Raw genomic sequence first — 13043 nt, 5'->3', positions numbered from 1 at the left:
CGGGTGCCCCGGCAGCGTGTCTTGTCAGGATCCCTCAGGCCGAGCCCAATCCGGCCTCATCGGCGAGTTCGCAGGCCTTCTCGACCAGCGCATCGATCCGGGCGACAGTAGGTGTGCCTGCCGCGGCCTTGTTCTGCGGTTCGTCCATGGCTCGACGCATGACACCCTCGGCGATGATGGCCAGCTTCCACATACCGAGCACGTGCCAGTACCGCAGCGCGGCCGGGTCACGGCCGGTTTGTGCCAGATAACGCTCGGCCATCTCGGCGCGGTCGGGGAACCCTTCCAGGGTGGACGGCGCAAAGTCCCCACCGATGGCCTCACCGGATTCGGGCCAGTAGGTGAGCAGGCTGCCCATGTCGGCGAGTGGATCGCCCAGCGTGGACAGTTCCCAATCCAGCACCGCCACCACCTCGCCGGAGTCCTCGGCGGTGATCAGGTTACGCAGATGGAAGTCGCCATGCACGAGGCTGATCTCAGTTTGTTCGGGCGCCGCGGCGGCGAGACGACGTGTCAGCCGGTCCAGTTCGGGCACCTCACGGGTCTTGGACAGTTCCCACTGCCCGGCCCACCGCTTGAGCTGACGCTGCGCGTACGGCTTGTGACTGGCAAGATCCACCAGCCGGGTCCGGTCGAGATCCACCGCGTGGATCTTGGCCAGGGTGCGCGGCAGCGACAACGCGATCCGCCGACGCTGCTGCGGGGTCAGTGCGACGGCGACTTCCATGGTGTCGACGACCAGTCCGTCGACGAACTCCATCAACACCAGCGGCACATCGGAAACTGTTGTGACACCGAGGATTGCAGGCGCGGGTACCTCGGTGTCGGCCAATGCCGAGATGATCCGCGCTTCCCGCTCGACATCGTGGGCCGACGCCAGCAGATGTCCCAGGGGCGGGCGGCGCAGCACCCAGCAGTGCCCGACCTCGTCGGTGACGCGGTAAGTGAGGTTCGACTGTCCGAGGCCGATCCGGGCAAACTGCAGCGGCGGTGTGTATTCCACCCCGAGTGTGGTGAGCCACTGCTGCACGGCCGCGACGTCCACGGCCTCGGTCACCTCACCCATGGCTGCTCTGCCGCCGGAACGGCGCAGCATCACCGAGGCGCTGACCACCGTCGATGACAAACGTCTCCCCGGTCACCCAACTGGCGGCGTCGGACACGAGGAATGCGATGGCCGCACCGACATCCTCCGGTTCGCCGATACGTCCCAGGGCCGTCATCAGATTCAATTGGCCCTCATACTCTTTCCACAGCGCTTCGGCCAGCTTGGTGCGCACCACACCGGGAGCGACGGCGTTGACCCGCACCGTGGGCGAGAGTTCCAGCGCGAGCTGCTGGGTGAGGTGGATCAGCGCGGCCTTCGACGCGTTGTACAGACCCAGGTTCGGCTCGAATCCCATACCGCCGATCGACGCCGTATTGACCACCGCACCGCCGTGCTCACCCATCCACGCTCGAGTGACCAGCGAAGTCCACAGGATCGGCGCCCACAGGTTGACTTCGAAGGTTTTGACGAACCGGGCATGATCCTGATCGATCAGCGGGCCGAAGGACGGATTGGTGCCTGCATTGTTGACCAGGATGTCGATGCTGCCGAATCGTTCGAGGGTCAGATCGACGCACCGCGCGGCGGCCTGCTCGTCGACGGCGTGCGCGGCGACCCCCAGCGCGTTGCCACCTACTTCGGCCGCCGCGGCGTCAGCGGCGTCCTGCCGCCGCGACGTCAGGACGACATTACCCCCGGCTGCGGAAATAGCCTGTGCCGCAGCAAGACCGATGCCGCGGGAAGCCCCCGTGATGATCGCGGTGCGTCCGGTGAGATCGAGACCGCTCATGCCGATACCTCGTTCCGATATTTGCGCAGTTCCTGTTTGGCGATGGCCCGCTTGTGAACCTCGTCCGGTCCATCGGCCAGCCGCAGCGTACGCAGGTGAGCCCATGCCATCGCCAAGGGAAAATCATCGGTGACACCGCCGCCACCGTGGACCTGAATGGCCCGGTCGATGATCTTCAGCGCGATGTTGGGCGCGGCCACCTTGATCGCCGCGATCTCCGTGCGAGCTTCCTTGTTGCCGACGGTGTCCATCAGGTAGGCAGCCTTGAGCGTGAGCAGCCGGATCATCTCGATGTCGATGCGGGCCTCGGCGATCCAATCCTGAATGTTGGCGTTCTCGCTGAGCGGCTTGCCGAACGTGACGCGTGACTGCGCGCGCCTGCACATCAATTCCAGTGCGCGCTCGGCCATTCCGATGGATCGCATACAGTGGTGGATCCGGCCCGGGCCCAGGCGGGCCTGGCTGATGGCGAAGCCCTCACCCTCACCCTTGAGCACATCGGAGACGGGGACCCGGACATCGTTGAAGACGATCTCGGCGTGGCCCTCACGGTCCTGGTAGCCGAACACCGGCAGGTTACGGATCACGGTGACGCCGGGCGCGTCGATAGGCACCACCATCATCGACTGCTGGCGGTGCACCGGGGCGCTCGGATCAGTCTTGCCCATCACGATCAGCACCTTGCAGTTGCGGTGCATACCGTTCGAGGCGAACCACTTTCGTCCGTTGAGCACGTAATGGTCACCGTCGCGGACCATCGACATCTCCACGTTGGTGGCATCCGAGCTGGCCACCTGCGGCTCGGTCATCGCGAACGCGGACCGGATGGTGCCGTCCAGCAGCGGCTTGAGATAACGCTCCTTGTGTTCGTCGGTGCCGAACAGGGTGAGCACTTCCATGTTGCCGGTGTCCGGCGCGCTGCAGTTGCACGCTTCGGAGGCGAGGTGACTACGGCCCATGATCTCGGCCAGTGGCGCGTACTCCAGGTTGGTAAGGCCGGGCCCCCACTCCGGATGAGGATGAAACAGGTTCCACAGCCCGCGCCGTCGCGCCTCGGCCTTGAGTTCCTCCAAGACCGGCGGATGAAAGTGCGGATCGCCCGCCGCCTGCATCTGCTCGTCGTAAACCGATTCGGCGGGGTAGACCTGCGAATCCATGAAGTCGAGCAGCTGGGTCTGATACTGCCGCGCGCGCTCGGTTACCTCGAACAGTGACATGGAAACTCCTGAATTTCATCTCGGCCGGCGTCCACGCCAGCGTATGACTGCCCGGCCGGCGGGACCGATTCGATGCGGAAATCCGTGTCCTCGCCACCAATACCCGATCTCAAATCGAGTTTGACATTAACGGCGCAGCTCGGCGGTTGTCAACGCCCCGGCCCGCCTGTGGCAATGTCGGAGCGTGCACACTCCATCACTGTCAGGCCCACCGGTCGGGCCTGTTGTCGTGCCCGACGTGGTGACCGCGCTCGCGGCCGACGCCACGCTGACCCCGGTGTGGCGCAATGAGCTCGGTGGGCTGACCTTCCGCCTCGACAGGACAGACGGGGCGACGTCCTACGTCAAATGGGTTGCCGCGGGCACGCCCGAGATCGACCTGGCCGCCGAGGCGGAACGGTTGGCGTGGGCGCAGGCGCGGGCGGCGGTCCCGCCCCTCCTCGACCACGGCACCGACACCGACGGGGCGTGGCTGGTCACCGCCGCGGTTGCTGGACGGTCGGCCGTCGACCCGCACTGGGCCGGGCGGGCCACAGAAGTCGCCGCCGGGATCGGCCGTGGCCTGCGACTGCTGCACGACGGCCTGCCGGTCGACGAATGCCCGTTCGACTGGGGCATCGAACGTCGTCTGCGCCGTGCCGATGAGCGCATCGGCGCCGGCGAGGGCCCGGCGGACTGGTTTCCCGAGCATCGGCACCTGGATCTGGACGAGGCCCGAACCCGCCTGGACGCTCCGCCCGCCATCGACCGGCTGGTCGTCTGCCACGGCGACGCCTGTGTCCCCAACACCCTGCTGCACGACGACGCGACATTCGCCGCGCACGTCGACTTGGGCTCGCTCGGGATCGCCGATCGCTGGGCTGATCTGGCTGTGGCCACCTGGAGCCTTGGATGGGACTTCGGCCCGGGCTTCGACGACGTTCTGTACGGCGCCTACGGAATCGACCCCGACCCGGACCGCATCGCCTATTACCGCCTGCTCTACGACCTGGCCTGATTCACGTGGCATTGCAGCTAGCAGGTATTGCCTTTCCCGGCCAGCAGGTGTCGACACAGCGCCGCTGCGGGTGCAGGATCGGGGACAGTGCCGGATTCACCGAGGGGGGAACACCATGGAACCCGCGGCTCCCGACGAGTCAGCGCGTGAGCCGGACAAATCCCCCATCAACCGGCGGGCCGTCATGCTCGGCATGGCCGCCGTTGCCGGTGCCGCCGCGATCGACGTCGGCGGATTCGCATACGCCGGCGGCTGGTTGCGCCCCGACACCCTGACCCCGTCGCAGTTCGCCGACCGGTTCGAGCAGATCGCGGGCCACCATGACGGCTTCCGGCGCAACCACGCGAAGGGTCTCGCCGCCACCGGCACCTTCGCAAGCAATGGGGCCGCCGCCGAGATCTGCCATGCCACCGTGTTCGCCAAGGGCACCGTCCCGGTCGTCGCGCGTTTCTCGCTGTCGGGCGGGGTACCCGACCAGGCCGACAAGCCCGCGACCGTGCGTGGCCTGGCGGTCCAGTACCAATTGCCCAACGGCGAGCAGTGGCGCAGCCCGATGATCAACACTCCCGTGTTCGGCGACAGCACGCCGCAGGGCTTCTACGAGCGCATCCTGGCCGCCAAACCTCAGCCGCAGACCGGCAAACCGGACCCTGCCGCCATGTCGGCCTTCCTGGCCAGACATCCCGAAACCGTTGCCGCGCAGCGCATCATCGCCCAGCAGCCACCCACCTCCGGATTCGAAAACAGCACATTCTGGGGGCTCAACGCGTTCCGGATGACCAACGGCGATGGCGTCACAGTGCCGGTGCGGTGGATGCTGGTGCCGCAGCAGCAAGCCGCCCAACCCGTCAGCGATGCCGCGAAGTCCGATCCCAACTATCTGTTCGACGCCCTAATCGAAGCCATGCAACGTGGGCCGCAGGCGTGGACGTTGAAAATCGTGGTCGGAGCACCCGAAGACCCCACCAACGACGCGACCAAACCCTGGCCTGCCGATCGCCGCACGATCGATGCGGGCACGTTGACCATCGACGCCGTCCACACCGAAGCGCCGGGCAATGCCCGCGATGTCAACTTCGATCCCCTTGTGCTGCCGCGCGGTATCGCGCCGTCCGACGATCCGCTGCTGGCCGCGCGATCGGCGGTGTATGCGCGGTCGTTCGCTCGGCGTGCGGCGGAACCCAAGCTGCCCAGCGCTGTGAACGTCGAGGCCGCAGCGCGATGAGCACTGACCAGCTCGCCCCGGCCCGCTTCACGGTGGCGTCGCGGTTGCTGCATTGGTCGATGGCCGCCATGGTGATCGCCCAGGTGTTGCTCGGTGTCACGATGGTCGCGTCGTTGGCGTATTACCCGCTGCTGTTGGCGATCCATCGCCCGCTGGGCATCGTCATCCTGCTGTTCGCCGTGGTCCGGCTGGGCAACCGGATGCGGCATCACCCGCCACCGTTCCTGGCCACCATGGGCCGCACCGAACGCCTCGTCGCCACGTGGTCGGAACGGTTGCTGTACGCGCTTCTACTCCTGCAACCCCTCGTGGGCTGGGCCATGGTCTCGGCGTCGGGGACGCCCGTCGTGGTCGGACCCTGGCGCTTGCCCGCCATCGCGCCTCACAGCCTGAACCTGTTCGCAGGCTTGCACATTGCGCATGTCGTGCTGGCTGCCCTGCTGTTCGTGACGTTCACCGCGCACCTGTGCGCCGTGTTGTTCCACACGCTCGTGCTGCGCGACGGTTTACTCGACCGCATGGCGCTATGGCCGTCGAGGACCCGATGACCGGCTTGCCGGATATCAAACGCGTTGCGACAGATACGCGTTGAGCCCTGATGCGACGGCGGCGGCATACTTCGCCCGGCCCTGTTCGCTTTCGATGACAGCGGCGTCGTCGCGGTTCTTCATGTTGCCCAGTTCGACGAGCACCGACGGGAACTCCGCGAGGTTGAGACCGGCAAGGTCAGAGCGCCCGTAGAGACCGTCGGTGCCACGGTAGGTCGACGGGGTGAACCCCGCCGCGACAAGCTGATCCCGCATCGCCCGGGCGAGTTGCAGGGCCGGCCCGGCCTGGGCCTCGTTGAGCGGCGGCGCCGAGTAATTGACGTGGAAGCCGCGGCCACCGGGCGGGCCACCGTCGGCATGAATACTCACGATAGCGTTGGGCCGCAGGGCATTCGCCATAGCCGCCCGCTGATCCACGCACGGCCCGAGCGCATTGTCGTCGCCGCGCGACAACGCGGTCCGCACACCGAGCTGTGAGAGCTCAGCCCGGACCCGCAACACCACGTCCCAGTTGAAGGTGTGCTCGGGATAGCCGCTATCGGTTGTGGTGCCCGTGGTTTGACACTCTTTGGTACCGCCACGGCCGGTTGGCACCTGCCGGTTGATCGAGCTGTCATTGGCGCCATTGTGGCCCGGATCGAGAAAGACGATGGTTCCGGCGATGTCCGATGCGGATGTCGCGACAGGCGCAGTCAGTGCCGCAGTGACCGTCGGAAGACCCAGCAGGAGTGGTCCGGCCGCCGCGTACCTGAGAACGTCCCGGCGGCTGACGCAGCCGGGTCGCCGACGCGGGCCACGACCGCTCGGAATCTGCACTGTTGCACAGTACGACGGCAGCGATCGTCCCGACACCGACAGGGCCGAATGGTGGCGTATCAAAACCGTCACACGGACTTGTGAATGTGCTGTCAGCGCAAGGCCGAACAAGCTACGTAGGGCATCACGAACTTGACCTTGACCCCAGGGGCAGGGTTTACCGTCGTTGCCAGGAGGTGACGATGAAGATCGGCGAGCTGGCCAGGCAGGCCAAGGTTTCGGTGAAGGCGGTGCGCTACTACGAGCAGCTGGGACTGCTGAGCCCACAGCGCAGGCCCAACGGCTACCGCGAGTACGACGAGAACGACCTGCGCGCGGTGGCCGAGATTCGTGAGCTTGCGCAGATCGGCATCCCACCTGCCAAAGCGGGTCCATTTATCGAATGCCTCGACGCCGGGCACATCCACAGCGACGAGTGCCCCGCATCGTTGGCGGCCTACCGCGACGGTATCGCCGAAATCGACCGTGTCATAGCCGAATTGACGCATCGCCGGGCGGTGCTGGCCGAAAAGCTGCATCGGGGCGCCACCCGGCCCCATCACCATCCGCCCGGATCGGAGGTCTCCACCATGCCCATCGACTTCACCACCCTGCCCACTGGCCTGCCTGTGCCGACCGACGATGGGCGCGCCGCCCACCTGCTGGGGCAGCCCATGCCGTCACTGACGCTGCACACGAGCGACGGCGGCAGTATCGATCTATCCGCCCTCCCCCATGGGCGCACGATCATCTACCTGTATCCGCTCACCGGTCGGCCGGGCATGGATCTGCCCGAAGGCTGGGACTCGATTCCCGGGGCCCGGGGATGTTCAACCGAAGCGTGCAGCTTCCGCGACCACCATCAGGAGCTTCGCGACGCCGGCGCGGCGGAGATCTACGGCATGTCGAGCCAGTCGCCGCAGTATCAGGCCGAGGTGGTCGAGCGGCTACATCTGCCGTTCCAGATGCTGTCGGACCCAGAGTTCTCCCTGGGCGACACCTTGGGCCTGCCGACGTTCGCCGCGCCTGGCCATCCGCGGCTCTACTCGCGGCTGACCCTGGTGGTCACCGATGGCGCGATCGAGCACGTCTTCTACCCGATCTTCCCGCCGAACACCCACGGCCAGCAGGTGCTCGACTGGCTGCGGGCACACCCGAATGTGACCCGCATCTCAACCTTACCGTGACCTTACGAGTCTCTTACTTTTCTTAATTTCGGTGTAGCGTTGACCCATCCGGTTGTCATGGCGGCGGAGCGCATTTGTGCTTTGTCACCGCTTCCAGGGAAAGGAACCGCATATGCACAGCCAACGGGTCGCTCTGGTGACCGGTGCATCGCGAGGCATCGGCGCCGAAATCGCTCTCCAACTCGCTGACCCTGACATCCACGTGGTGGTCGGATACCGGTCGAACACCGAACGCGCCGACTACGTCGCGGACGCCATTCGCTGCGCGGGAGGGCACGCCTCGACCACCGCGGCCGATATCTGCGACGAAACGGCCGTCGCCGCGATGATCGACGACATCGGGACCCGCTTCGGCCGGCTCGACATGCTGGTGCTCAACGCATCGGGTGGACGGCAGTACTGCACCGAGCCCGGCCCTGCCATGCACCTCAACCGCGACGCCCAGCGCCGTCTCGCGCAGCTCGCCCTGCCCCTGATCCCCGCCGGCGGCCGGATCGTCTTCGTCACCAGCCACCAGGCGCACTTCTACCCCTATAAGGCAGTGCCGAAAGGCTACGCATCCATCGCCGCAGGCAAGCGCGCCGGCGAGACCACCCTCTACGCGATGCGCAAGGAATTCGACCGGCACGGAATCAACTTCACCGTGGTGTCCGGCGAGGTGCTCGCCGACTCAGCAGTCGACTTCGCCGCAGCCGTCGCCGACGCCGCGACCTCGCCCGGTCATCCCGCCATCGTCTATGTCAGCGGGCCCGAGCACCTGACCCGCCAGCCCGCATAACCGATCTCTCCCGAGTCCGCGCCCCCCGGCAAAGCCAGAGATATCCTCTCTAAGGCGGCTGAGATGCTGCCGCGACGCCATGAGAGTTTCGAGGCGAACGATGGGCCGTAACGACCCGCTGCCGACGCAGCGGGATCTGCCCGCCGGGATTCCGGCGGAGCTGTCGGCGGCCGGTTACGAGGATCCCGAGGAAATCGGCCGTGGCGGGTTCGGCATGGTGTACCGCTGCACACAGCGCGCCCTCGGCCGCACTGTCGCAGTGAAGGTCCTGACCACCGATCTGGAACCGGACAATCTCGAACGGTTCATGCGCGAGCAGATCGCGATGGGCAAGCTGTCCGGTCATCCGAACATCGTCAACATCTTCCAGGTCGGCACCACCGCCAGCGGCAGGCCCTACATCGTGATGCAGTACCACCCGCACGGGTCACTGAACGCCAAGATCAACGACACCGGACCGATCGGCTGGCAGGAAGCCCTGCGCATCGGGGTGAAGCTGGCCGGCGCATTGGAGACCGCGCACCGGCGCAGCACCCTGCATCGTGACGTCAAGCCGGCGAACATCCTGCTCACCGAGTACGGCGAGCCGCAGCTGACCGATTTCGGCATCGCGCGCATCATCGGTGGATTCGAGACCGCCGACGGTGCCGTCACCGGATCGCCCGCCTACACGGCGCCCGAAGTGTTGCTCGGGCAGCCACCCGACGTCACCTCCGACGTCTACAGCCTTGCGTCCACCTTGTTCAGTGCGGCGACCGGTCACGCGGTGTTCGAGCGTCGCGAAGGCGAGCAGATGGTGGCGCAGTTCCTCCGGATCACCAGGCAACCGATGCCGAACCTGCGGGATTCGGAGTTGCCCGCCGACATGTGCACGACCATCGAACGCGCGATGTCGCGTAACACCAAAGACCGCCCGGCGACTGCGGCGGCATTCGGCGAACAGCTGCGTGAGCTGCAACGCCGCCACGGTCTGCCGGTCGACGACATGGCCGTCCCCGTCGCGGCACCGACCAATCGGTTCGAGCCGTCGGCGTCTCCGCGCACACCGTTCAGCGGGCAGCGGGTACGCACACTGACACCGCCCGCCCCGGCCACCCGGTTCAGGCTGCCCATGTCCACAAAGACGCTCGTCGAACGGGGCCGCCTGATCGAGGTGCTGCGCGCCCAACGGGACAAGAAGCTCACGGTGATCCACGGGCCGACGGGCTTCGGGAAGAGCACATTGGCCGCTCAATGGGCCCAGCTGCTGAAGTCCGAAGGGGCCGCCGTGGCGTGGCTGACCGTCGACCACGACGACAACAACGTGGTCTGGTTCCTGTCCCATCTCATCGAGGCAATCCGCGCGGTAACGCCGGAGCTGGCAGCCGATCTCGGTGAGGTACTCGAGGAACATGGAGACGAGGCCGAACGCTACGTGCTGACATCACTGATCAACGAGATCCACCAAAGCGACACCCGCATGACCCTGGTGATCGACGACTGGCAGCGGGTCACCGACCCCGCGACCATCGGGGCGCTGCGCTACCTCATCGACAACGTCGCGTCCGGCATGACCATCGTGATCACCAGCCGCAGCCAGAGCGGGGTGCCGATGAGCCGGATGAGAATGCAGGACGAACTCGTCGAAATCGACGCCACCGCACTGCGTTTCGATGTTTCCGAATCCGAGAATCTGCTGGTGGACCTCGGGGGCCTCGACCTCGACCCGGTCGATGTCGAAGAGCTCACCGCCAAGACCGACGGCTGGGTGGCGGCCCTGCAGCTGGCCTCGCTGTCACTGCGCGACCGCGACGACCCGGTCGAACTCATCGGCACGATGACCGGTCGGCATCACATGATCAGCGAGTTCCTCGCCGAGAACGTGCTCGACACCCTGGAACCGTCCATCCTCGACTTCCTGCTGGCCACCTCGATCACCGAACGGATCTGCGGGGACCTGGCATCCGCACTGACCGGGGTACCCGACGGGCTCGCGATACTCGAGCAGATCGAGGAACGCGACCTGTTCCTCCGCCGGATCGACGACCAGTGGTTCCGCTACCACCAATTGTTCCTGGACTTTCTGCAGCACCGGCTCAGTCGCGACCCGCAACGGGTGATCCGGCTGCACCGGGCAGCCTCGGAATGGTTCGCCGAGCATCTGCTGATCAGCGAGGCGGTCGACCATGCGCTGGCCGCCGGTGATGAGCAGCGCGCCGTAACCCTCGTCGAGCAGGACGGCCTCTCTTTCGTCGCCAACTGCCAGATGGCCACTCTGATCGGGCTGGCGGGCAAGCTGCCCGCTGCAGCCGTGCAGTCGCACCCCCGCCTGCAGCTTGCCTTGGCCTGGGCCAACATCGTGCTACACCGGATCCCGACGGCCGAACAGGCTCTCGCACTGGTGGATACGACGCTGCAGGACTCCGGGCTGTCCGCCGAGGAGATCGCCGACGTGCAAGCCGATGCCGGTGTTGTGCGCGGTGTGGTGGATCTGCGCGCCGACCGGCTCGCCGGGATCGACGAGCACATCGCGGCGGCGATTCGACGCCGGGATCGCCTGCGCCCGTTCAGCGTCGCGTCGGCAGCCAACGTGGCGACCTTCGCCGCCGCGTACCGTTACGACCTCGACGAGGTCAATCGGATCCAGGACTGGGCGGCGCCGTTCTACGCGCGCAGCGGCGACGCGTTCACCATCGTCAACGGCCTGTGCTTCACCGGAATGGCACATCACCTGATGCTCGACAACACCGCAGCCGAAGCGTTCTTCCGCGGAGCGCTGCGAATCGCCAAGCGATCGGGCGGCATCCATTCCTACACCGCCCGGCTGGCCAGTTCGCTGCTCGGCGAATTGCTCTATGAGCGAGGCGATCTCGATGAGGCGACGCGCCTGCTCGACGAAAGCTACAAGTTGGGACCGGAAGGTGGTTCGGTCGACTTCAAGATTTCCCGCTACGTGATCAACGCGCGGATCAAGGCCCTTCAGGGCGACCGGCTCGCGGCCGCCCAACGACTCGACGAGGCCACCCGCGTCGCACGGGCACTGTCCCTCAACCGGCTTCGTGCGCTGGCCGAACATGAGCGCATCCGGCTCGGGCTGCCCCCGCATCCGGAGTTCGGCCCCATGCCCGTGACGTCCTACGACGCTCGTCGCGAACCCGTCGATGCGATGGATGAGATCGCCGTGCAGTTCGAAGAGGCCTCGGCGATCCGCACGCTCATCGCCGGCGCCGATCCGGCACAGCGGGAACTCGCCTGTCGCTGGGCCCGCGAATGGGTGGACAGGCTGGCTCCGCTGAACCGGCCGCAGGCGATGCTGCGGGCCCGGCGCCTGCTGGGTGCCTGCCTTGCGGCCGACGGGCGGACCGCCGATGCCAAGGCGATGGTCGTAACGGTGGCAGCACAATGCGCGCAGCTACGGATGCTGCGTTACCTGGTCGACGGCGGCCCTCACGTGGTGGCCACCCTGGCGGCGCTGCGTTCCGATCAGCAGGCAGGTCAATGGAATCCGGCATGGCCTGAGGTACCCGCCGATTTCCTCGACCAGGCGCTCAACGCTGCGGCACCGCAACGGGTGTGAGGCTGTGCGACAACCCGAAAACAGTCAGCCGACAATCGGGCCACGCGTTCGACTCGACAAACCGCAGGCCGGTCTACTCGGCCAGCTGTAGCCGTAGAACGCTTTTCTCACCACATGGCCGTCGACATAGTGATACCCGAGGCGAGAAGCGATATCTGCCCCCTCCGAAGGGGTCGCCACCTCGCAAGGATGCTCGACCGACATCAGGGTCGTGAAAGCGCCGACACCCGATGCACCTTCGGCCAACGAAGCCAACATGAGCACAATCTGCGGAGTGGCCGCAGCACCGCCGACCACCAGATCACCTGCGACGGGAATGACATGCCCGGGTCGCCGGAAGTCCTCCGGCACACTCTCGCCGTTCGCGAGCCGTCGCAGTGTCTCACCGCGATCACGTGCGGAGATGCCCGTCCCTATCCCATCGGAAGCATCTATCGCGACATGACAGCCTGAACATCGCGATGCCACATCCGTGGGCATCGGCGGGATCCTCAGCTCGGCGAGCCGGCTCTGTTGCATGGCAACGAAAATCAGGCCAGACCCGTGCCGGATCATCGCCGCCGTCGCCGACACCGACGCGACACGGGCATTGAGCGTCAGAGCACACGATGTTCCGTGTCCGACGACCACGATCTCGCCGTCGAGGTATCGCGTCAGCACGCCCTCGAAGCCTTTCGCGAAGCGCTGGACGCGCACCGGGGCGAGTTCATCGATGTCATCGACCGAGGTGGCCATGATCTGGTCGTTCCTACCGGCTGGGACATGACGAGATGGTCTCTGATGCAACACATCAGCTCCCGGCCGACGTCAAGACCGCTGATCTCGGACTGGTACCGTGTTGTCTGAACAGCTGTTGAAATCGCGTGGCGGGGAGGGGAGGGACGTGCCTCGAGCCGGTCAGC

11 protein-coding genes are annotated in these 13043 nt (G+C 66.3%); 6 read left to right on the top strand and 5 right to left on the bottom strand.

Annotation, left to right across the window (positions count from 1 at the left end; translation table 11 throughout):
* Positions 1 to 34: 34 nt before the first annotated feature.
* Genes BST13_RS03610 through BST13_RS03600 form a run of 3 tightly spaced genes read right to left on the bottom strand, consistent with a single transcriptional unit; the run spans position 35 to position 3055 of the window.
* Positions 35 to 1066, bottom strand: coding sequence for a phosphotransferase family protein (locus BST13_RS03610; RefSeq protein WP_083160790.1), 1032 nt, complete (start codon positions 1064 to 1066; stop codon positions 35 to 37).
* Positions 1059 to 1838 (bottom strand): SDR family oxidoreductase, encoded by a 780-nt coding sequence (locus BST13_RS03605; protein WP_083160674.1) that lies wholly within the window; start codon positions 1836 to 1838, stop codon positions 1059 to 1061. Before BST13_RS03605 ends, BST13_RS03610 begins: the two co-directional genes overlap by 8 nt.
* Positions 1835 to 3055, bottom strand: a complete 1221-nt coding sequence (locus BST13_RS03600) for an acyl-CoA dehydrogenase family protein (protein ID WP_083160672.1) — start codon at positions 3053 to 3055, stop codon at positions 1835 to 1837. The genes BST13_RS03605 and BST13_RS03600 overlap by 4 nt, the downstream gene beginning before the upstream one ends.
* A gap of 184 nt (positions 3056 to 3239) precedes the next feature.
* Between BST13_RS03600 and BST13_RS03595 the strand changes: the two genes are divergently transcribed.
* The 3 genes from BST13_RS03595 to BST13_RS03585 all read left to right on the top strand — a co-directional run bounded on the left by BST13_RS03595 (position 3240) and on the right by BST13_RS03585 (position 5825).
* On the top strand, positions 3240 to 4052 hold the full coding sequence (locus tag BST13_RS03595) for an aminoglycoside 3'-phosphotransferase (RefSeq protein WP_083160670.1): 813 nt from the start codon (positions 3240 to 3242) through the stop codon (positions 4050 to 4052).
* 115 nt (positions 4053 to 4167) lie between these two features.
* Complete coding sequence (locus tag BST13_RS03590) at positions 4168 to 5277, top strand: catalase family peroxidase (protein ID WP_245839313.1); 1110 nt, start codon at positions 4168 to 4170, stop codon at positions 5275 to 5277.
* Entirely contained in the window at positions 5274 to 5825 is a 552-nt protein-coding gene (locus BST13_RS03585; RefSeq protein WP_083160668.1) for a cytochrome b, read from the top strand. The genes BST13_RS03590 and BST13_RS03585 overlap by 4 nt, the downstream gene beginning before the upstream one ends.
* A 15-nt stretch (positions 5826 to 5840) precedes the next feature.
* Here BST13_RS03585 and BST13_RS03580 read toward each other — a convergent pair whose 3' ends face one another.
* The gene (locus BST13_RS03580) at positions 5841 to 6635 is read right to left on the bottom strand and encodes an Rv3717 family N-acetylmuramoyl-L-alanine amidase (RefSeq protein ID WP_211295998.1); all 795 of its coding nucleotides are present in this window, start codon (positions 6633 to 6635) and stop codon (positions 5841 to 5843) included.
* 188 nt (positions 6636 to 6823) lie between these two features.
* Here BST13_RS03580 and BST13_RS03575 point away from each other — a divergent pair, with 188 nt between their 5' ends.
* From BST13_RS03575 to BST13_RS03565, 3 genes are all read left to right on the top strand, one after another.
* A complete protein-coding gene (locus BST13_RS03575) occupies positions 6824 to 7807 on the top strand; it encodes a MerR family transcriptional regulator (RefSeq protein ID WP_083160666.1) in 984 nt (327 codons plus the stop codon).
* A 112-nt stretch (positions 7808 to 7919) separates the two neighbouring features.
* On the top strand, positions 7920 to 8585 hold the full coding sequence (locus tag BST13_RS03570) for an SDR family oxidoreductase (RefSeq protein WP_083160664.1): 666 nt from the start codon (positions 7920 to 7922) through the stop codon (positions 8583 to 8585).
* Positions 8586 to 8685: 100 nt separating this feature from the next.
* On the top strand, positions 8686 to 12141 hold the full coding sequence (locus BST13_RS03565) for a serine/threonine-protein kinase (RefSeq protein ID WP_083160662.1): 3456 nt from the start codon (positions 8686 to 8688) through the stop codon (positions 12139 to 12141).
* A gap of 24 nt (positions 12142 to 12165) precedes the next feature.
* Here BST13_RS03565 and BST13_RS03560 read toward each other — a convergent pair whose 3' ends face one another.
* A complete protein-coding gene (locus BST13_RS03560; RefSeq protein WP_083160660.1) occupies positions 12166 to 12876 on the bottom strand; it encodes a 3,4-dihydroxy-2-butanone-4-phosphate synthase in 711 nt (236 codons plus the stop codon).
* Positions 12877 to 13043 lie beyond the last annotated feature (167 nt).

This window comes from Mycobacterium aquaticum (genome assembly GCF_002086485.1).
Lineage (GTDB): Bacteria > Actinomycetota > Actinomycetes > Mycobacteriales > Mycobacteriaceae > Mycobacterium > Mycobacterium aquaticum.
This window is presented reverse-complemented; position numbering and strand designations above follow the sequence as displayed.

What these genes read in the sequence shown, in the direction of transcription:
- BST13_RS03560 (WP_083160660.1), bottom strand. Translation starts at nt 12,876, where the DNA reads ATGGCCACCTCGGTCGATGACATCGATGAACTCGCCCCGGTGCGCGTC.
- BST13_RS03590 (WP_245839313.1), top strand. Translation starts at nt 4,168, where the DNA reads ATGGAACCCGCGGCTCCCGACGAGTCAGCGCGTGAGCCGGACAAATCC.
- BST13_RS03585 (WP_083160668.1), top strand. Translation starts at nt 5,274, where the DNA reads ATGAGCACTGACCAGCTCGCCCCGGCCCGCTTCACGGTGGCGTCGCGG.
- BST13_RS03575 (WP_083160666.1), top strand. Translation starts at nt 6,824, where the DNA reads ATGAAGATCGGCGAGCTGGCCAGGCAGGCCAAGGTTTCGGTGAAGGCG.
- BST13_RS03570 (WP_083160664.1), top strand. Translation starts at nt 7,920, where the DNA reads ATGCACAGCCAACGGGTCGCTCTGGTGACCGGTGCATCGCGAGGCATC.
- BST13_RS03605 (WP_083160674.1), bottom strand. Translation starts at nt 1,838, where the DNA reads ATGAGCGGTCTCGATCTCACCGGACGCACCGCGATCATCACGGGGGCT.
- BST13_RS03565 (WP_083160662.1), top strand. Translation starts at nt 8,686, where the DNA reads ATGGGCCGTAACGACCCGCTGCCGACGCAGCGGGATCTGCCCGCCGGG.
- BST13_RS03610 (WP_083160790.1), bottom strand. Translation starts at nt 1,066, where the DNA reads ATGGGTGAGGTGACCGAGGCCGTGGACGTCGCGGCCGTGCAGCAGTGG.
- BST13_RS03600 (WP_083160672.1), bottom strand. Translation starts at nt 3,055, where the DNA reads ATGTCACTGTTCGAGGTAACCGAGCGCGCGCGGCAGTATCAGACCCAG.